Genomic DNA, 17929 nt, shown 5'->3' with positions numbered 1-17929 from the left:
TGGACGCCCTGAACCACTCCTTCTCCCACTAAGGATCCTTCACCATGAGTTCAACCGGATCGAACACGGCTGCGGCCCGGACCGCCCGCATGGAGCGCGCCACCAGCGAGTCCTCCGTCCTCGTGGAGATCAACCTCGACGGAACGGGTGTGTCCGACATCGACACCTCGGTGCCGTTCTACGACCACATGCTGACCGCGCTGTGCAAGCACTCGCTGATCGATATGACCGTCAAAGCAACTGGTGACACCCACATCGACGTCCACCACACCGTGGAGGACGTCGCCATCACGTTCGGTGAAGTCCTGCGGACCGCCTTGGGTAACAAGGCCGGGATCCGCAGGTTCGGCGAGGCCACCGTGCCCCTTGATGAGGCCCTCGCCAACGCAGTGGTGGACGTGTCCGGCCGTCCCTACCTGGTCCACGGCGGCGAGCCGGCAGGCCAGGAGTACCACCTGATCGGGGGCCACTTCACCGGCTCCCTGACCCGCCACGTCTTCGAAGCCATCACGCTGCACGCCGGCATCTGCCTGCACATGAACGTCCTGGCAGGCCGGGACCCGCACCACATTGTGGAGGCGCAGTTCAAGGCCTTCGCCCGCGCCCTGCGCGCGGCCGTCGAACCCGATCCCCGCGTCGAGGGCATCCCGTCCACCAAGGGTGCGCTGTGAGCGGCCAGGTCCTCAAGGACGGAGCGATCATCGATCCCACCGCCTCGCAGAAGCTCCCGTCGCCCGAGGGCAAGCCGACTGTGACGGTGCTCGACTACGGCTCCGGGAACGTCCGCTCGGCCGTGCGCGCCCTGGAGCGCGCCGGTGCGGAAGTGATCCTCAGCGCCAAACCGGAAGACGTGCTCAACGCCGACGGCCTGGTGGTGCCCGGCGTCGGCGCATTCGAGACCGTGATGCGCGAACTCAAGGCCGTGGACGGCATCCGGCTCATCGGCAGGCGCGTGGCCGGCGGACGCCCCGTGCTGGGCATCTGCGTGGGTTTGCAGGTCCTTTTTGAGGCCGGCGTGGAACACGGCACCGAAGCCGAGGGCATCGGTGAATGGCCCGGGAAGGTGGAGGCGCTGCGCGCCGAGGTTGTCCCGCACATGGGCTGGAATACCGTCAAGGTGCCCGAAGGCTCCAAGCTGTTCGCCGGCGTCGAAAACGAACGGTTCTATTTCGTGCACTCCTACGGCGTGCAGGAGTGGAATTTTGAAGTGATCCAGCCGCGGATGGCGCCACCCCTGGTCACCTGGTCCGAGCACGGCGGCCCCTTCATTGCCGCCGTGGAGAACGGGCCGCTCTGTGCCACCCAGTTCCACCCCGAGAAGTCCGGCGACGCCGGCGCCCGGCTCCTGCGCAATTGGGTGGAAGGCCTCCGCAAACCCGTTGCCGGGGAAACCAGCCACGGCACCTCCCAGGCCGAAGCCGGCAGCGGCGCCTAGATGTGGTCAGTACTTCTCATGGGCCTCGCCGGCATCCTGATTGGCGGCGGCATCTCGTTCCGGCAGCAGCACAAGCCGCTCTGGACCCAGGTGTCGTTCTACGTCCTGGCCGCCATGTCGCTGCTGGCCGCCTACCTGCTCACGCTGCCTGCCAGCTGACCCCGCCGGCCGGCGCCGTTGATGCCGGCTGCTTCGCTCTTGCCCCTGTCCCGAAGAACCAACACTGAGGATGAGTATGACCACCGCACATGACCTGCCGGTCCTTGAACTGCTGCCAGCCGTCGACGTCGTCAACGGGCAGGCCGTCCGGCTGGTCCAGGGGGAGGCAGGCAGTGAAACCAGCTACGGCACGCCCCTGGACGCGGCGCTGAACTGGCAGCAGCAGGGCGCCGAATGGGTGCACCTGGTGGACCTGGATGCGGCGTTCGGGCGCGGCTCCAACGCGGACCTGCTCCGCGACGTGGTGGGCCGGCTGGACATCAAAGTGGAACTCTCCGGCGGCCTTCGCGACGACGAGTCCCTCGAAGCAGCCCTGGACCTGGGCGTGGCCCGGGTCAACCTGGGCACCGCTGCGCTGGAGAATCCGGAGTGGACCCGCCGGGCCATCGAACGCTTTGGCGACAAGATCGCCGTCGGACTGGACGTCCGGGGGACCACGCTGGCCGGCCGGGGCTGGACCAAGGAAGGCGGGGACCTCTGGGACGTGCTGGGCCGCCTTGAGGAGGCCGGGTGTTCCCGCTACGTGGTGACCGACGTGACCAAGGATGGCACCCTGCAGGGACCCAACGTTGAACTCCTGCGCCAGATGGTGGAGAAGACCGGCAAACCCGTGGTCGCCTCCGGCGGCATCTCCAGCCTCGATGACCTCAAGGTCCTCCGCTCGCTGGTGCCGCTGGGCGTGGAAGGCGCCATCGTGGGCAAGGCCCTGTACGCCGGGGCCTTCACGCTGCCCGAAGCCCTCGACGTCGCCGGCCGGCGCTAGGCGCCCGGAAGGTCCAGCCAATGCCCAACGCCGAGGAACCGGGACATCTCCCAGCCCGCCAACTGCCCGGACATATCGCCGCAGCCCTTGCCGGGGCCGGCGGGCCCGCAGACTCCGCGGGCCGGCCGTGGGCCGGGCGCAGCCTCGCCGGTGAAGACGGTAAGATCCACAACTTCGAGGACGACGACGGCACGGCCGACGCCGGCTACCTCGCCGCCGTCGCCGCACTCCGGCAGGGGAGCGGCAGTGAAGCCGGCGTGGTCTCCGCACTGGCGACGGCCCGGGTGTTCATCCCCATCGTGGCGCAGTTGGCTGAAGAAGCGGAAACGGATCACGGCCTGCACGCCGACAAGCAGGCAGACATGGCCCTGGTCACGCTGAAGGCCGCCGACGGCCGGACGGCGCTCCCGGCGTTCACCTCCGCCCCCGCGCTCTCAGCCTGGCACCCCGCCGCCCGGCCGGTTGCCGTGTACGCGGCCCGCGCCGCGCTCTCTGCCGTCGCTGAGGGCGCCGAACTCCTGGTCCTGGACCCGGGGGCCGACTTCACCTTCGTGGCCCGCCGCCCGGCGGTCTGGGCCCTGGCCAAGCAGCACCGCTGGGTCCCGTCCTACGAGGACGCTGAGCTTGCGGGCGAACTTGGCCGTGCCGCCTCCGTGTTTCCCGCGGTCCGCGGCATCGAACTCCTGCCTGGCAGGGGAGTGTCCGCCACTGCTGCCGACGGCGCCGTGGTTCCCGGCGGCGGCGCCGGACCCGAACTCCAGGTGGTGCTCTACCTCGAGGACGGGCTGGACGCCGCCGGGGTCCAGCAACTGGTGGCCGGCCTGCAGGCGGAGTGGTCCAGGAATGTATTGTTTGGGGAGCGCGTCGATTCCCTGGACATCAAGCTCAGGCGCGCTCCCGACTAGCTGCCGGCCGGATGGGCGACCCCCGCCCGCGCCGGGGCAGACCCTGAAGGATCGCTTCGTGAATTTCGCTCTCTACCGGGAGTTGCTCGCCGTCCGGCCCATCCGGCGGCTGCTGCTGGTGGGCATGGTTGCCCGGATCCCGCACTCGGCTGCCGGAGTGCTGCTCACCCTGCACATCGTCCTGACCCTGGGCCAGGGCTACGCCGCGGCCGGCGCCGCCGCGGCGGTGATGACCATTGGCATTGCCCTTGGCGCACCCTGGCGTGGCCGGCGCGTCGACACCGTGGGCCTGCGGACGGCGCTGATTCCGTCGGTGATCTCGGAGACCATCATCTGGTCCGTGGTGCCCCACGTGTCATACCAGTGGCTCCTGCCGCTCGTCTTCGTCGGCGGCCTGCTCACACTGCCCATCTTCAGCGTCGTCCGGCAGTCACTGGGCGTCCTTGCCGAGGGCGACCAGCGCCGTACGGCGTTTGCCCTGGACGCCATCACCACTGAAATGGTTTTCATGATCGGCCCGGCGGCGGGCGCCGTCGTGGCCACCAGCGGGTTCACCACCGCAGGCTTGACCGTGGTGGGCATAGCGACGTCGCTGGCCGGATTGTTCCTCATGTGGTTCAACCCGCCCACCCGCAGTGCGGACCAGGGAGCAGGACGCGCCGTTGACGAGCAGCACGCGGCGGAGGCCGCCGTCGTCTCCACCGCCCCGGCCCATGTCCAGGAAGCCGCCGCGGAACTGGCGCCCGCAGGCGCCGCTGCCCCGCAGGAGGGCTCGCAGGGAAGGCTGGCGGGCTTCTCCTGGTTCACCGCCACCGTGGCGGCCCTCTTCGCGGTTGCCGCCGGCGCCGGCATGGTCTTGAGCGGCACCGACGTTGGCATTGTTGCTGCCCTGGAAATTGGTGGACACCAGAGCGAAATCGGCATCGTCTTCGTCTTCTGGTGCGCCGCCTCCGTGGTGGGTGGGGTCATCTACGGCGCCATGCACCGGCCTGTCCCGCCCGTCCTCCTGCTGCTGGGCATGGCGGCACTGACGCTGCCCATGGCCCTCGCCCACGACACCTGGACGCTGGCTTTCGTCTCCGTCCTGCCCGGGCTGCTCTGTGCTCCGGTGCTCTCGGCGGCCTCCGAGAAGGTGGCGGACCTTGTCCCGGAGGAGCGGCGCGGAGAGGCGATGGGGTGGTACGGCTCGGCCTTGACGGCCGGGGTTGCGCTCGGTTCGCCGCTCGCTGGCATCTTCATCGACCTGATGGGCCCCTCCGGCGGCTTCGTCTCGGTCGGGGGCGCGGGTGTGCTGCTGTGCCTGGTGGGGTTGGCCTTGCAGCGGCGCCGGCGCAGAGCCGCCGCCTGAACCACTTCCTGCGACTGCTCGCCACCCGTGTGGACGAGCCGCGGGACATGATCCCGGGGATACGACGACGGCGGGACGACCTCGGATGGTCGTCCCGCCGTCGGGCGGTGCGTGGGGGAGTCCGGCGCTAGTTCACGGCCCCGGTGTACTTTTCGCCCGGGCCCTTGCCCGGAGCATCGGGAATCAGGGACTCCTCACGGAAGGCGAGCTGGAGGGACCGGAGGCCATCGCGCAAAGGTCCGGCGTGCTGGGAGCCGATTTCCGGGGCGGCCGCGGTGACCAGGCCGGCCAGGGCGGTGATCAGTTTCCGGGCCTCGTCCAGGTCCTTGAGTTCGGCTGCGTTGTCTTCAGCGGCGAGGCCCAGCTTCACGGCGGCGGCGCTCATGAGGTGCACGGCGGCCGTGGTAATGACCTCGATGGCGGGAACCTCCGAGATGTCGCGGATCTGCTGTGAAACGTCCGCGCCTGCGTCAGCGGGCTCGAAGACGTACGAATTACTGTCTGAGGTGCTCATACTGGTAAGCTTGACACAGACCGACTGGATGTCGTTATTTCAGAGATCGTTCCAAACGATGGGGTTCCCAGCAGCGCTTCGCGGCGTTGGCGGGAATTTTTTCTGTAGAATGGCATGCAGTTTGCAAGCGGAGTTCTCTCCCACCCGCGTCAGCCGCTGTTTCCCTGGTTCCTTGCGAACCGCTGGGGGACGAAAGGTTGCCGGGTACCTGGTTGGGCATGGAACCGGTAGAAGCCGGAACTGTGCGCGTGCTTCCCGTTTTCGGGGGCGGCTTTGCCAACCTATCTGAGGCCTTCGATTGCTCCGGCAATTGGGGGCCTTCTCTATTTGCCGGACACAACAACAAACACAGGAGCTTTAACATTAGCGAGCCAAGAATCAATGAGCGTATCCGCGTCCCCGAGGTGCGGCTGGTCGGCCCTGCAGGTGAACAGGTAGGAATCGTCCGTATTGAGGATGCCCTGCGCCTGGCTGCCGAGTCCGACCTTGATCTCGTTGAAGTTGCACCTCAGGCGAAGCCTCCGGTGTGCAAGCTGATGGACTTCGGCAAGTACAAGTACGAGGCCGCGGTCAAGGCACGTGAGGCCCGGAAGAACCAGACGAACACTGTTCTGAAGGAAATTCGCTTCCGCCTCAAGATCGACACCCACGACTACGAGACCAAGCGGGGCCACGCCCTTCGCTTCCTCGGCGCCGGGGACAAGGTCAAGGCCATGATCCAGTTCCGTGGCCGTGAGCAGCAGCGTCCGGAAATGGGCATCCGCCTGCTCCAGCGCTTCGCGGACGACGTCGCCGAAGTGGGCGTGGTGGAGTCCAGCCCCCGCATCGATGGCCGGAACATGGTCATGGTTGTAGGTCCGCTGAAGAACAAGGCCGAAGCCAAGGCTGAAGCCCGTCGCGCCACCCAGCGCGCCGAGGCGAAGGCACAGAACGAAGCCAAGGCCTCCGGCCGGGTGGACACGTCCGGCACGGACCAGGCGCCCATGACCCAGTCACTGGCCGACCTCCTGCCGGAAGGGTTTACCGTTTCCACCGAACCGGACACGGCTCCGGAGGAAACTGCCGCCGTCGAGGCGACTGCTGCACCGGCTCCCGAGCAGGAAACTGCCCCCGAGCAGGAAACTGCCAAGGAGGAAGCTCCCAAGGTTGCCCCGGCTCCCCGCCAGGAAGCACCTAAGGCTGCGGCCCCCAAGGCTGCTGCTGCGAAGCAGGAGGCTCCGAAGCAGGAGGCTCCGAAGGCTGCCACCGCAGCGCCGAAGCCCGCGACTGCCGCCAAGCCGGCGGCAGCGGCGCCGAAGCCCGCTGCCGTGCCTGCACCGCCGAAGCCGGTGGCCAGGCCTGCTGCACCGAAGCCTGCTGCCCGCCCTGCCCCCAAAGCAGTGCCCAAGCCGGCGGGTAAGAAGACCAACTAGTTCACAGCTGCCGGAGGTTCCGCCCTCCGGCAGTCAGCAACCAGCATGCTGCCCGCAGGGGCGGCTGCGCGATAGAACTGCCGGCCCCAGGGCCCGCAGAAACGTAAGGAGATCGGTTCCCATGCCGAAGATGAAGACCCACAGTGGTGCTAAGAAGCGCTTCAAGCTGACCGGCAGCGGCAAGCTGCGCCGCCAGCAGGCCAACCGCCGCCACTACCTGGAGCACAAGTCCAGCCGCCTGACCCGCCGCCTCGCCGGCGACAAGATCGTCTTCAAGGGCGATGCCAAGGTCATCCGGAAGATGCTCGGCATCTAGTTTCCAAGTTTATTGATGGGCCGCCCCCTGGCGGTTCGTCTTCTGCCAAACAGCCTTCTCAGGCCGCCGGATTTCCGGCAACAGATGCTTGGGATCAGATTTTCGAAGGAGTACGCACGTGGCACGTGTGAAGAGGGCGGTAAACGCCCACAAGAAGCGCCGGGTTGTCCTTGAACGGGCAAAGGGTTACCGCGGACAGCGTTCGCGCCTGTACCGCAAGGCCAAAGAGCAGCTGCTGCACTCGTTTGTGTACAGCTACGGTGACCGCAAGAAGAAGAAGGGCGACTTCCGCCGCCTGTGGATCCAGCGCATCAACGCTGCGTCCCGCGCCAACGGCCTCACCTACAACCGCCTGATCCAGGGCCTGAAGGCCGCTGAGGTCGAGGTTGACCGCCGCATGCTGGCCGAGCTCGCCGTCTCGGACGCCAACGCATTCGCCGCGCTGGTCCAGGTGGCCAAGGACTCCCTGCCGGCTGACACCTCCGCCAAGAAGGTCGCCGCAGCCTAGAGGCCGCGCAGTGCTCCTCTCCGAGGGGCCGGTTCAGGAACTGGTGGCAGCAGCTACTACAGTTTCTTGTATGAACGACACCGGGCGCCCGCAAGATTTTCCACTTTCCAACCCCCGAGCCGATCGGGTCAGGGACGTGGCAAAACTTGCAGGGCGCCCGGCCCGTTTAAAGCGTGGCCAGTTCCTTGCTGAGGGGCCGCAGGCCGTGCGTGAGGCCCTCAAGCTGCACCAGCAGCGCCTCGCGGCCGGAGCCCCGGGCATCGTTACGGACGTTTATGCGAGCGAAAGCTGCCTGGACCGGTTTCCCGAGTTCGAGGAGCTTGCCGAGGGGACCACCGCGAGGTTGGCCACCGATGAAGTCCTCGCGGCCATGGCCGACACGGTCAATCCCCAGGGAATCGTGGCCGTCTGCCGCTTCGTGGACGTCTCCCTGGCCGACGTGCTCGACGCCGGACCGCGCCTGGTAGCAGTGCTCTGCCAGGTCCGGGATCCCGGTAACGCCGGAACGGTGCTGCGCGCCGCCGATTCCGCCGGGGCCGACGCCGTGGTGTTCACCGCGTCCAGCGTCGATATCTACAATCCCAAGGCAGTCCGCTCCACCGCCGGCTCCCTGTTCCACCTGCCCGTTGTCCTGGCTGCCGACCCGGCGGAACTCGCTGCCGCCTGCAAGGCCCGCGGCATCGGCATCCTCGCCGCGGATGGCTACGGACAGCTGGACCTGGACGTTCTCCAGGACGAGAGTGCCCGCCGCAGGCTCACCGGACAGGGCCCGGAATCCGCATACGACCTGGCCGGGCCAACCGCGTGGTTCTTCGGCAACGAGGCACAGGGGTTGTCGGAGGAAGAACTGGCCCTGGCCGACCACCGGGTGGCTGTCCCTGTCTACGGGGATGCGGAGAGCCTGAACCTGGGCACCGCCGCCACCGTCTGCCTCTATGCCAGCGCCAGGTCCCAACGCCGGGACGGGGCAGTTCCGGAACAGGTACCCGCCGGCTAGGGAGCAGGGGCGCCGCCCACCAAGGGGCGGCCGGGCACAAAGAAAGGCCCCGGAGATCCGGGGCCCTGTGGTTATGTGGCGACAGAGTGGTCAGGGCGCGCGGGTGGCTTTTCCGCGTCCGGTGACGAATCCGTAGATGCCGGCGACAAGGAGGCCACCGACGATAGCGAGAATCCACGTGCCGAGGTCGAAGAAGCCCATATCGCCCTTGGCGAAAAGGAGGCTGCCGATCCAGCCGCCAACAATGGCACCAACAACACCAAGGATGAGGCTGGTGACCCAGCCGCCGCCAACCCGTCCGGGCATAACGGCCTTAACGATGGCCCCGACAATCAGGCCCAAAATAATCCAAGCAAGAAAACCCATGTCTCCTCCTTATTGTGACCGGGATTAATAGTCCCGATGAGCCTCAAGCTAACATAAGCACCCCCCAAAGTCAGTAGTCGGGCCTGCGCCGTTGCTGCATCGTTAGGGGCGCTCCAGGTACGGTATTGACGGGGTGTGGCCACGGCCGGATCCTGCACCATCCGACTGCGAAGAACCGGCGAAGAGGTGAAGCCCCATGGCTGCACATGGTGGTACCAAGGCAATAGTGGCGGCACTGGCCGCGAACCTGGCCATCGCGGTCATGAAGTTCCTGGCCTACCTCCTGACACTGTCCTCATCGATGCTCGCCGAAGCCATCCACAGCGTGGCCGATTCCGGAAACCAGTTGCTGCTGCTCCTCGGCGGCAAGAAGTCACAGCGGGCCGCCAGCCCTGAGCACCCCTTCGGCTATGGCCGGGAGCGCTACATCTACGCCTTCATCGTCTCCATCGTGCTGTTCAGCGTCGGCGGCCTTTTTGCCCTCTATGAGGCCTGGCAGAAATTCCAGCACCCGCACGGCATCGAAGGCGGCTTCTGGTGGGTTCCGCTGGCCGTCCTGGTGGGTGCCGTCATCGCCGAGTCCTATTCCTTTCGGACTGCCATCAAGGAGTCGAACCACACGCGCGGCAACCAGTCCTGGGTCACTTTCGTGCGCAGTGCCAAGCAGCCCGAACTGCCGGTGATCCTGCTCGAGGACTTCGGTGCCCTCCTGGGCCTGCTGTTCGCCCTGGCCGGAGTCGGCCTGACCCTGCTGACCGGCGACGGGGCGTGGGACGCTGCCGGCACAGGAATGATCGGCCTGCTGTTGGTGTCCATCGCCGTCGTACTGGCCTTGGAAACGAAGTCGTTGTTGCTGGGTGAATCGGCCACAACGGCGGACGTGGAAGGCATCCGGGCTGCCATCGAATCGGACGGCGGCCGCGTCATCCACCTCAGGACCATGCACCTGGGCCCGGAAGAACTGCTGGTGGCAGCCAAGATAGCGGTCAGCCGCGCCGCCACTGGAGAGCAGATCGCCACGGCCATCGATGACTGCGAGGCAAGGATCCGGGCAGCAGTGCCCATAGCCCGCGTAATCTACCTGGAGCCGGACCTGCACCGCCCGGCCGCTGCCGGCGGCCAGGAACCGGCCGCACCGGCGCCCGGACCCTGAACGCAGCGGGCGGATCAGGCCGCCAGCGGACGCCTGCGCTCCAGCAGGCCGCTGAGCAGTGCGACGCCGAAGCCGAGGACGGCGAGCACGGCGCCCACCAGCGCCGGAGCCACGAAGCCCCAGCCGAGGGCGATGACAAGGCCGCCGAGGAAGGCTCCCAGGGCATTGGCGACGTTGAGCGCGGCGTGGTTGAGCGAGGAGGCCAGTGAAGGCGCATCCGGTGACGCGTCCAGCAGCCGGGTCTGCAGGGCGGGGATCAGCATGGAACCGGCGGCCCCCACTACGAACACCATGACCAGTGCGCTCCATGCCCAGTGTGCTGCCACGGCGTAGAGCACCAGGGCAACTGCTATGGCGGGCAGGACGCGGTAGAGGGTACCCATCACCGACTTGTCGGCCAGCCTGCCGCCAATGAGGTTCCCGGCCACCATGCCCAGTCCGTAGAGGGCCACCACCACCGGGATCAGGGTCGACGGGATTCCGGCCACGTTGGTCATGGTGTGGGCGATGTACGTATACGTGGCGAAGAAGCCGCCAAAGCCGACGATTCCCACCAAGAGCGCAAGCCAAACCTGGAGCCGTTTCAGGGCGCCTAGTTCACGCCGGATGCTCGCGTCCGGGTGCGTCTTCTGGAACGGTACATAGATCCAGACCAGCACCAGTGCCAGCAGCCCGATGCACCCCACCAGGATGAACAGCAGCCGCCAGCCAAAGGCCTGGCCCAGCCAAGTGGCGAAGGGCACTCCGACGACGTTGGAGATGCTGAGGCCGGCCATCACCATGGAGATGGCCCAGCCGCGCCGTGTCGGCGGGACCAGGGAGGCGGCAATCACGGCGGCCACCCCGAAGAACGCCCCGTGCGGCAAGCCCGCGGCGAACCTCGAGACGAGCATGGACCCGTAGTCAGGTGCTATGAAGGAACTCAGGTTGGCAACGGTAAAGAAGAGCAGGAGCCCCAGCGCCAAGTATTTGCGGGGGAGCTTGGCGCCGACGACGGCGAGCAGCGGAGCGCCGACCACGACACCCAAGGCGTAGGCGGAGATCAGGTAGCCGGCTTGGGGGGTGGTGATCGCCAGGCCCTCCTCCACCTCCTTCAACAGGCCCATCATCGTGAACTCGGTAACACCGATGCCCACTCCGCCCATGGCCAGCGCAAAGATGGCCATCCCAAGGTTCGGGGTCTTGGCGGGTGCTGCCGTGGACTGGGAAAGAACGCTGCTCATGTGCCTGCTTCTCAAAGGTGGGTGGAAAAGACCGGGTGCCACGGCAGTGGGGCAGGAACGTCCGGACAGAGTCGCAAACCCCTGGCGGGCAGGACCTATTCCCTCGGGTGGAAATGCTGTTCCGGGACATTCCATTGTGGACCATAGAATGGGCCGGTGACTGGACTGATACAGGTTGTGGGCGGAGCCATCGTGGACAAGCTGGCGGAACCGGCGGCCCTGCTGGTCGCCAGGCGTAGTGCGCCGGAGCACCTTGCCGGGCTGTGGGAGTTCCCGGGCGGCAAGGTCGAGCCCGGCGAGGAGCCCGAGGCTGCGCTGGTGCGGGAACTTTCGGAGGAACTCGGAGTCGGTGTTCGGCTGGGTCCCGAACTGGCGGCGGAGGCTCCCGATGGCTGGCCGCTGAACGAGCGGGCCAGGATGCGTGTCTGGTTCGCGGAAGTCAGCGACGGCGAACCACGGCCCCTTGAAGACCATGACGAACTGCTGTGGGTAGACCTTCGGGACCGGGACGTGGTCCTGGGCCTGCCGTGGATCCCGGCGGATTTTCCGATCGTCCGGGCCTTGCTGGACTCGGTGGCATCGCCGCTGGGCGGGGCCCGCTGAACCAACCGCCACTACAGGATCCGCTGAAGCAGGACTGCCACTGCAGGACCTGCTAGAAGAGGGCGTCCTGCTGCGAGGGCCGGGCGGGTACCTTCGTGGTGGTCTCCTTGGCGGGGGCGGGGATACTTCCGGCCGGGTACTGCGCTTCCTCGGCACGGGGATCGTCCAGGTCCCGGTGGCTGAAGCCGGAGGAATGCGAGAAACCGTGACGTGCCTTGAAGTACCGGACCTTGGCGGCCAGCCAGGTGCGGTATTCCTTGGAGGCGTAGGACCCTGTCCCATACAGCCGCCGGTAGCGTCCGGCCAGTTCGGGGTGATGGGCTGCGATCCACTTCATGAACCACTCCCGGGTCCCGGGCTTCAGGTACAGGGCGCCCGCGGTGACTCCCGTTGCGCCCGCCGCCGCCAGGGAGCCGAAGAGTGCATCCAGGGCTTCGTCACTGTCGGAAAGCCACGGCAGGATGGGCATGGCCATCACGCCACACGGGAGCCCGGCTTCGCGCAACCGGGACACCAGCCTCAACCGCGCCCTGGGCCCGGGTGTGCCCGGCTCGATGGCTTCCGAGAGGGCCTCATCGGTCATGGCCAGCGAGATTCCCAGGCCCACCGGCACCTGCGTGGCGGCACTCTTCAACAGGGGGATATCCCGCGCCAGCAACGTGCCCTTGGTGAGGATGGACAGGGGAGTGCCGGAGTCCGCCAGTGCGGAAATGATGCCTGGCATGAGGCGATACCGCCCCTCGGCGCGCTGGTAGGGGTCGGTGTTGGTGCCAAGCGCCACCTGCTGGCGCGTCCAGGACGCCTTGTTCACTTCCTTGCGCAGGACTTCCGCTGCGTTGACCTTGACCACCACCTGGTTGTCGAAGTCCATGCCGGCGTCGAAATCCAGGTACGTGTGGGACTTCCTGGCAAAGCAGTACACGCAGGCGTGACTGCAACCCCGGTAGGGGTTCACCGTCCACTCGAAAGGCATCTTGGACCCCGCCGGGACCCTGTTGAGCACCGATTTTGCGGTGACCTCGTGGAACGTGATGCCGGCGAACTCGGGAGTGGTGACGGACCGGACCAGGCCGGCGAGCGGCAGCAATGCCGGAGCGGCCCCCCTGGCAATATCCGGGGTCGGAACCAGTGCTTGCGCTTCCCATCTCATGGGCTCCATTCGAAGACATGTTCGAATGGAAGTCAAGGGCGGCGCGCTGCCTCATGGTTTCCCGCATCCGCCGCCCGCTGGTGCAGCAGTTCCCACGTGACCGTCACGCCGGCCTCCACCCGGTTCCTGCCGGACTCAATGGCCGGTGCCTCAACTGCTGAAGCCCGTTGCAAGCCGGCAACCGGTACCGGGCCCGGACCTGCCCGCTGGTCCGTCACGGACAGTACGCGGCCCAGGGTGGCTGAAGCGAGCGACGCGAACTGGGCGGCTGCGCGGAGCGCGTCCTGCCAGGCAGCCTCACGGGCCTGTGCACGGACGGCGGAGTCGTCGGAGAGGACAAGCCGCAGGCTCTCCAGCCGGACGTCGTCGCCGCCCGACTCAACGGCGGCGGAGATGGCCGCCGGTGCGTTGTCCACGTCCCGCAGCCTGACAGCAAGGCTGCCGCCCGCAACGTAGCCCACGAGTTTCTGCCCTTCGCCGTCCCGCCACGCGAGGTCTGCCCGCACCGACAGGCCGCCCGTCCGCAGGTCGGCAGAGGCAACACCTTGCTGGCGGAGGGCCGCGGCCACGGAGGCAAGGCCCCGGCCCGCTGCCGCATACGCGTCTGCCACCGACGGTGCGCGGCACTCCACCGCCACGGAAACCGTCACCAGGTCAGGCACCGCCTCAGCCCACCCGCTCCCGGTAACGGTAACCGTGCCGGCATCCGCGAGGGCCCGCTCCGGGAAGTTCACAGGACCGCGCCCGCCGCCGGAACAGGGTAACCGCCGGCGGCTAGGCCGGCCCTGCGTTCGAAAATATTCGCTGTTCCCGGATTTCCGCTCCGCAGGACGGACCAGCCGGCCGCGGCCAGGTACAAGGGAATGAACGGCAGGCCGAGGCACCAGGCGTACTGGCTGCAGTGCCGCTCCTCATGGCCCAGCAACGCCGGCCGTGACAACAGGTCGGCGGCCGGACCGCGGTACAGCACCACGTTCCCCACCGTGAAGGCGCGGGCGGCCGGAAGCCGCCAACGGTACCCGGCGGCCAGGACCATGCCCCGCGGGCCGCGGCTCACCCGCGTACCCGCGGCGAGGGCGACGGCGAGGCCCGCCAGGGTGCTCCCGTTGAGGAGGTTCGCTGCCCGCCTGAGCCGCTGGGCCGTCGTCGGGACATCCCGGGTACCCGCGCGCTGCCGCAAAGTCATGAGGCCATGGTAGCCGGAGGGTTCAACTAGACTGGAGGGCAGTGGCCGCCGGTCCTGCCGGCGAGCCCTGACCTGGTCATTGAATGAACTGACGTTCAGCGCATTCATCCATGACCTGCCAGCGACGGACGCGCCGAGCGGGAAACCGCGTACGGCTGCCCCGCCTGCCGGCAGCCACGACTCGTAGCTAAGAACAGTAGATGACTGAAACTTTGCCGGGCGCCGCCATTCCGAACCCCACGGATGAGGCCGCCATCAACGCCGCTGTAGACCAGGCCATCACCGCCATCGACGGTGCGGCCACCCTTGACGAACTGAAGGCGGTGCGGCTTGCCCACAGCGGCGAGAAATCCCCGCTGAGCCTTGCCAACCGTGAGATCGGCCGGTTGCCCAAGGACCAGAAGGCGCTCGCCGGAAAGCTGATGGGCGCCTCCCGCGGCCGGGTCAACAAGGCGCTCGCCGACCGCACGGCCGTCCTGGAAGCCGAGAACGATGCCCGCATCCTGGTTGAGGAAACCGTGGACGTCACCGCCGCGCCGCGCCGTCGCCGTGCCGGTGCGCGCCACCCGCTCTCCACCCTCCAGGACCGCGTGGCGGACATCTTCGTGGGCATGGGCTGGGAAATCGCCGAAGGCCCCGAGGTCGAATCGGAGTGGTTCAACTTCGATGCCCTGAACTTCAAGCCGGACCACCCGGCCCGCGAAATGCAGGACACCTTCTTTGTTGAGCCGCCCGAAGCCCACCTGCTGATGCGCACGCACACGTCCCCGGTACAGGTCCGCTCCATGCTGGAGCGTGAAGTACCCATCTACGTGCTGTGCCCCGGCAAGGTGTTCCGCACCGACGAACTCGATGCCACCCACACCCCGGTGTTCCACCAGTTCGAGGGACTCGCCATCGACAAGGGCCTGTCCATGGCCGACCTGCTGGGCACCCTGGAGCACTTCACCCGGCAGATGTTCGGCGACCAAGCAAAGGTCCGGTTGCGGCCCAACTACTTCCCGTTCACCGAGCCCTCGGCTGAGCTCGACATCTTCCACCCCGGCGCCAAGGGCGGCCCGCGCTGGATCGAGTGGGGCGGCTGCGGCATGGTCAACCCCAACGTCCTGCGGGCCGCGGGCATCGACCCGGACGTCTATTCGGGTTTTGCCTTCGGCATGGGCATCGAGCGTGCCCTGATGTTCCGCAACGAGGTAGGAGACATGCGGGAAATGATCGAAGGCGATGTACGGTTCAGCGAGCAATTCGGGATGGAGATCTAAGCGTGCGTATCCCACTTTCCTGGCTGCGTGAATTCGCGGCCGTACCGGCCGGTGCAACGGCCGAAGACGTCATGGCCGAACTGGTCAAGGTCGGTTTCGAAGAGGAAGCGGTCCACCGCCCCACCGATGCCCTGCGCGGGCCCGTGGTGGTGGGCCAGGTCCTGAGCCTGGTCAAGGAACCGCAGACCAACGGCAAGACCATCAACTGGTGCCAGGTCCGGGTTGTCCCCGAAGGGCAGGAGCAGACCCTCACCGGGGACGGCATTGACCCCTCCGGCGTGCAGGGCATCATCTGCGGTGCCCACAACTTCGTGGAAGGCGACAAAGTGGTGGTCACCCTGCCCGGAGCCGTGCTGCCCGGCGACTTCCACATCTCCGCCCGCAAGACCTACGGCCACCTCTCCGCCGGCATGATCGCCTCCGTCCGCGAACTGGGCATCGGCGATGACCACGACGGCATCCTGGTGCTCTCCCGCATCGGGCTGGACCCGGAAATCGGCACCGACGCCATGGAGCTCCTGGGCCTCTACGACCAGGCCGCGGAAATCAACGTCACCCCTGACCGCGGCTACGCCTTCTCGATCCGCGGCGTGGCCCGCGAGTTCGCGCACGCCACCGGTACCGCGTTCACAGACCCCGCCACGAAGGTCAACACCCCGGCAGGACTGTCCGGCGGCTACGGCGTCAAGCTCAACGACGACGCCCCCATCTACGGCACACCCGGCTGCGACCGCTTCGTGGCCCGCACCGTGCGCGGCGTTGACGCCACCCGGCCCACCCCGCCCTGGATGGTGTCCCGGCTCCGGCTTGCCGGCATCCGCTCCATCTCGCTGCCGGTGGACATTTCCAACTACGTCATGCTCGAGCTGGGCCAGCCCACGCACTGCTACGACCTCGACACGCTCTCCGGCGACATCGTGGTGCGCCGGGCTGCGGCAGGGGAGAAGATCACCACCCTGGACGGCAAGGAGCGCTCCCTTGACGCCGAGGACCTCCTGATCACCGACGACTCCGGCGCCATCGGCATCGCGGGCGTCATGGGCGGCGCGGCCACCGAAGTGAGCGGTTCGACGTCGAACGTCCTGGTCGAAGCGGCACACTTCGACGACGTGTCCATCGGGCGTTCCCGGCGCCGGCACAAGCTGCCGTCCGAGGCGTCCAAGCGCTTCGAACGCGGCGTCGACTGGCAGGTTGCGGGCATCGCCGCGCAGCGCGTGGTGGACCTCCTGGTGGAACTGGCCGGGGGAACCGCTGATGAAGCGGGAACAGACGTCGGCACACCCCCGGAAACCATCACCATCGAACTGCCGGCCGGCTTCGCCGCAGCCCGCATCGGGATCGACTTCACCGAAGCGCAGATCGTCACCTCGCTGGAGGACCTGGGCGCCGTCGTCGTAAAGCACGACGCCGGGTGGACCGTGACGCCGCCCAGCTGGCGCAGCGACCTGGAAACCAAGGAAGACCTCACAGAGGAAATCGCCCGGCTGGTGGGTTACGACAAGATCCCCGCCACGTTGCCCGTGGCCCCTCCCGGCCGCGGCCTCACCCGGGTCCAGCAGCAGCGCCGGCGCCTGATCCAGTCCCTGGCGGACGCCGGACTCACCGAGGTCCTGTCCTACCCGTTCGTGTCCAAGGCGGCCAACGACACCTTTGGCACCGCCGACGAAGGTGCCCCCCGGAGCGCCGTCAAGCTCGCCAACCCGATCAGCGAGGAGCAGGGCTACCTCCGGACCTCGATCCTTCCCGGCCTGATCGAGGTGGCCAAGCGGAACCATTCCCGCGGCTTCCGCGACCTCGCCCTGTTCGAGTCGGGCCTGGTCTTCCTTCCTGGCGCCGCTATGGGCACCGCTTCCATCCCGCCATTGGGGGCCAAGCCTGCCGACGAGGTGCTGGACGGACTCTACGACGGCGTCCCGGACCAGCCCTTCCACGTTGCTGCGGTCCTTACCGGCCATGACTCCCCGGCAGCCGCCGCGCATACCCCGCGGGCATGGGACTGGGCGGATGCGCTGGATGTTGCCCGCCTTGCCGGGGACGTCCTCGGCGTCGACCTGGTGGTCAGCCAGGGCAGCCACCAGGCCTTCCACCCGGGACGCACGGCCAGGCTCGCGCTGCGCACCGGGGAAGTGGTGGGCTACGCCGGCGAGCTGCACCCCAAGCTGCTGGCAGCCTCGGACATGCCGGCCCGTTCGGTGGCGCTGGAACTCAATGCCGACGCCCTCTTCGACGCCGCACCGGACGTGATCGTTGCACGCCACATCTCCACCTTCCCGGTGGCCACCCAGGACGTGGCGCTTGTGGTCCCGGCCGAGGTACCGGCGGACGAGGTCCTTGCCGCCCTGCGTGAAGGGGCCGGCGAACTGCTGGAGGATGTTGCCCTGTTTGATGTCTACGCAGGCAAGGGCATTGAGGACGGCAAGAAGTCGCTGGCTTTCGGGCTCCGGTTCCGCGCCGCGGACCGCACCCTGACCGCGGACGAAGCCTCGGCCGCGCGCGAAAGCGCCGTGGCATTGGCCGCGGAACGCTTCGGAGCCGTCCAGCGCTAGTTACTGTTCGCAGCCTCCGGAAG

20 protein-coding genes are annotated in these 17929 nt (G+C 67.6%); 14 read left to right on the top strand and 6 right to left on the bottom strand.

Features of this window, described 5'->3' with window-relative positions; all coding sequences use genetic code 11:
• The first annotated feature begins 44 nt into the window (after positions 1-44).
• From hisB to ACFVVC_RS12720, 6 genes are all read left to right on the top strand, one after another.
• The gene (gene hisB, locus ACFVVC_RS12745) at positions 45-671 is read left to right on the top strand and encodes an imidazoleglycerol-phosphate dehydratase HisB (RefSeq protein WP_141160952.1); all 627 of its coding nucleotides are present in this window, start codon (positions 45-47) and stop codon (positions 669-671) included.
• Positions 668-1435 carry an imidazole glycerol phosphate synthase subunit HisH gene (hisH, locus tag ACFVVC_RS12740; protein WP_387453568.1) on the top strand — a complete coding sequence of 256 codons (768 nt, stop codon included), beginning with the start codon at positions 668-670 and terminating at the stop codon, positions 1433-1435. Before hisB ends, hisH begins: the two co-directional genes overlap by 4 nt.
• Positions 1436-1594, top strand: coding sequence for a hypothetical protein (locus tag ACFVVC_RS12735; RefSeq protein ID WP_018763616.1), 159 nt, complete (start codon positions 1436-1438; stop codon positions 1592-1594).
• Positions 1595-1670: 76 nt separating this feature from the next.
• Positions 1671-2417 carry a bifunctional 1-(5-phosphoribosyl)-5-((5-phosphoribosylamino)methylideneamino)imidazole-4-carboxamide isomerase/phosphoribosylanthranilate isomerase PriA gene (priA, locus tag ACFVVC_RS12730; RefSeq protein ID WP_387453565.1) on the top strand — a complete coding sequence of 249 codons (747 nt, stop codon included), beginning with the start codon at positions 1671-1673 and terminating at the stop codon, positions 2415-2417.
• A 20-nt stretch (positions 2418-2437) separates the two neighbouring features.
• Complete coding sequence (locus tag ACFVVC_RS12725; protein WP_387453562.1) at positions 2438-3322, top strand: SseB family protein; 885 nt, start codon at positions 2438-2440, stop codon at positions 3320-3322.
• Positions 3323-3380: 58 nt separating this feature from the next.
• Complete coding sequence (locus ACFVVC_RS12720; RefSeq protein WP_387453559.1) at positions 3381-4670, top strand: MFS transporter; 1290 nt, start codon at positions 3381-3383, stop codon at positions 4668-4670.
• 127 nt (positions 4671-4797) lie between these two features.
• Here ACFVVC_RS12720 and ACFVVC_RS12715 read toward each other — a convergent pair whose 3' ends face one another.
• Positions 4798-5184 carry a DUF1844 domain-containing protein gene (locus ACFVVC_RS12715; protein ID WP_018763612.1) on the bottom strand — a complete coding sequence of 129 codons (387 nt, stop codon included), beginning with the start codon at positions 5182-5184 and terminating at the stop codon, positions 4798-4800.
• Positions 5185-5588: 404 nt separating this feature from the next.
• Between ACFVVC_RS12715 and infC the strand changes: the two genes are divergently transcribed.
• The 4 genes from infC (at position 5589) to ACFVVC_RS12695 (ending at position 8417) form a co-directional block, all read left to right on the top strand.
• Positions 5589-6596, top strand: a complete 1008-nt coding sequence (infC, locus tag ACFVVC_RS12710; protein ID WP_387453556.1) for a translation initiation factor IF-3 — start codon at positions 5589-5591, stop codon at positions 6594-6596.
• Between the two features lie 121 nt (positions 6597-6717).
• Positions 6718-6912 (top strand): 50S ribosomal protein L35, encoded by a 195-nt coding sequence (gene rpmI, locus ACFVVC_RS12705; protein ID WP_009358635.1) that lies wholly within the window; start codon positions 6718-6720, stop codon positions 6910-6912.
• A 118-nt stretch (positions 6913-7030) separates the two neighbouring features.
• Positions 7031-7420: a 50S ribosomal protein L20 gene (rplT, locus tag ACFVVC_RS12700; protein WP_018763610.1), complete on the top strand. Its 390-nt coding sequence runs from the start codon at positions 7031-7033 to the stop codon at positions 7418-7420.
• Positions 7421-7490: 70 nt separating this feature from the next.
• The gene (locus ACFVVC_RS12695; RefSeq protein ID WP_387453551.1) at positions 7491-8417 is read left to right on the top strand and encodes a TrmH family RNA methyltransferase; all 927 of its coding nucleotides are present in this window, start codon (positions 7491-7493) and stop codon (positions 8415-8417) included.
• A 90-nt stretch (positions 8418-8507) separates the two neighbouring features.
• Here ACFVVC_RS12695 and ACFVVC_RS12690 read toward each other — a convergent pair whose 3' ends face one another.
• Positions 8508-8783 (bottom strand): GlsB/YeaQ/YmgE family stress response membrane protein, encoded by a 276-nt coding sequence (locus tag ACFVVC_RS12690; protein ID WP_308931416.1) that lies wholly within the window; start codon positions 8781-8783, stop codon positions 8508-8510.
• 196 nt (positions 8784-8979) lie between these two features.
• On the opposite strand from ACFVVC_RS12690, the gene ACFVVC_RS12685 reads away from it, so the two are divergent.
• Positions 8980-9936, top strand: coding sequence for a cation diffusion facilitator family transporter (locus tag ACFVVC_RS12685; RefSeq protein ID WP_387453547.1), 957 nt, complete (start codon positions 8980-8982; stop codon positions 9934-9936).
• 14 nt (positions 9937-9950) lie between these two features.
• On the opposite strand, the gene ACFVVC_RS12680 is transcribed toward ACFVVC_RS12685, so the two are convergent.
• Positions 9951-11159, bottom strand: coding sequence for an MFS transporter (locus ACFVVC_RS12680; protein WP_387453544.1), 1209 nt, complete (start codon positions 11157-11159; stop codon positions 9951-9953).
• A 156-nt stretch (positions 11160-11315) separates the two neighbouring features.
• Here ACFVVC_RS12680 and ACFVVC_RS12675 point away from each other — a divergent pair, with 156 nt between their 5' ends.
• On the top strand, positions 11316-11762 hold the full coding sequence (locus tag ACFVVC_RS12675; protein ID WP_387453542.1) for a (deoxy)nucleoside triphosphate pyrophosphohydrolase: 447 nt from the start codon (positions 11316-11318) through the stop codon (positions 11760-11762).
• Between the two features lie 52 nt (positions 11763-11814).
• Here the strand turns inward: ACFVVC_RS12675 and ACFVVC_RS12670 are convergent, their stop codons facing one another.
• The 3 genes from ACFVVC_RS12670 to ACFVVC_RS12660 are packed head-to-tail and all read right to left on the bottom strand — an operon-like array spanning position 11815 to position 14098.
• Complete coding sequence (locus ACFVVC_RS12670) at positions 11815-12912, bottom strand: Rv2578c family radical SAM protein (RefSeq protein WP_387454117.1); 1098 nt, start codon at positions 12910-12912, stop codon at positions 11815-11817.
• A 32-nt stretch (positions 12913-12944) separates the two neighbouring features.
• Positions 12945-13646: an SIMPL domain-containing protein gene (locus ACFVVC_RS12665; protein ID WP_387453539.1), complete on the bottom strand. Its 702-nt coding sequence runs from the start codon at positions 13644-13646 to the stop codon at positions 12945-12947.
• Positions 13643-14098, bottom strand: coding sequence for a hypothetical protein (locus ACFVVC_RS12660; protein WP_387453536.1), 456 nt, complete (start codon positions 14096-14098; stop codon positions 13643-13645). The genes ACFVVC_RS12665 and ACFVVC_RS12660 overlap by 4 nt, the downstream gene beginning before the upstream one ends.
• Positions 14099-14298: 200 nt before the next feature.
• Between ACFVVC_RS12660 and pheS the strand changes: the two genes are divergently transcribed.
• Positions 14299-15360, top strand: coding sequence for a phenylalanine--tRNA ligase subunit alpha (gene pheS / locus ACFVVC_RS12655; protein ID WP_387453533.1), 1062 nt, complete (start codon positions 14299-14301; stop codon positions 15358-15360).
• A 2-nt stretch (positions 15361-15362) separates the two neighbouring features.
• Entirely contained in the window at positions 15363-17906 is a 2544-nt protein-coding gene (gene pheT / locus ACFVVC_RS12650) for a phenylalanine--tRNA ligase subunit beta (RefSeq protein ID WP_387453530.1), read from the top strand.
• The last annotated feature ends 23 nt before the right edge of the window (positions 17907-17929 follow it).

This window comes from Pseudarthrobacter sp. NPDC058196, from assembly GCF_042882685.1.
Taxonomy (GTDB): domain Bacteria; phylum Actinomycetota; class Actinomycetes; order Actinomycetales; family Micrococcaceae; genus Arthrobacter.
This window is presented reverse-complemented; position numbering and strand designations above follow the sequence as displayed.

Coding starts and splice junctions, on each gene's coding strand:
- priA (WP_387453565.1), top strand. CDS start 1,671: ATGACCACCGCACATGACCTGCCGGTCCTTGAACTGCTGCCAGCCGTC.
- ACFVVC_RS12725 (WP_387453562.1), top strand. CDS start 2,438: ATGCCCAACGCCGAGGAACCGGGACATCTCCCAGCCCGCCAACTGCCC.
- ACFVVC_RS12680 (WP_387453544.1), bottom strand. CDS start 11,159: ATGAGCAGCGTTCTTTCCCAGTCCACGGCAGCACCCGCCAAGACCCCG.
- pheS (WP_387453533.1), top strand. CDS start 14,299: ATGACTGAAACTTTGCCGGGCGCCGCCATTCCGAACCCCACGGATGAG.
- rpmI (WP_009358635.1), top strand. CDS start 6,718: ATGCCGAAGATGAAGACCCACAGTGGTGCTAAGAAGCGCTTCAAGCTG.
- hisB (WP_141160952.1), top strand. CDS start 45: ATGAGTTCAACCGGATCGAACACGGCTGCGGCCCGGACCGCCCGCATG.
- ACFVVC_RS12695 (WP_387453551.1), top strand. CDS start 7,491: ATGAACGACACCGGGCGCCCGCAAGATTTTCCACTTTCCAACCCCCGA.
- ACFVVC_RS12715 (WP_018763612.1), bottom strand. CDS start 5,184: ATGAGCACCTCAGACAGTAATTCGTACGTCTTCGAGCCCGCTGACGCA.
- ACFVVC_RS12685 (WP_387453547.1), top strand. CDS start 8,980: ATGGCTGCACATGGTGGTACCAAGGCAATAGTGGCGGCACTGGCCGCG.
- ACFVVC_RS12690 (WP_308931416.1), bottom strand. CDS start 8,783: ATGGGTTTTCTTGCTTGGATTATTTTGGGCCTGATTGTCGGGGCCATC.
- ACFVVC_RS12670 (WP_387454117.1), bottom strand. CDS start 12,912: ATGAGATGGGAAGCGCAAGCACTGGTTCCGACCCCGGATATTGCCAGG.
- ACFVVC_RS12660 (WP_387453536.1), bottom strand. CDS start 14,098: ATGACTTTGCGGCAGCGCGCGGGTACCCGGGATGTCCCGACGACGGCC.
- ACFVVC_RS12735 (WP_018763616.1), top strand. CDS start 1,436: ATGTGGTCAGTACTTCTCATGGGCCTCGCCGGCATCCTGATTGGCGGC.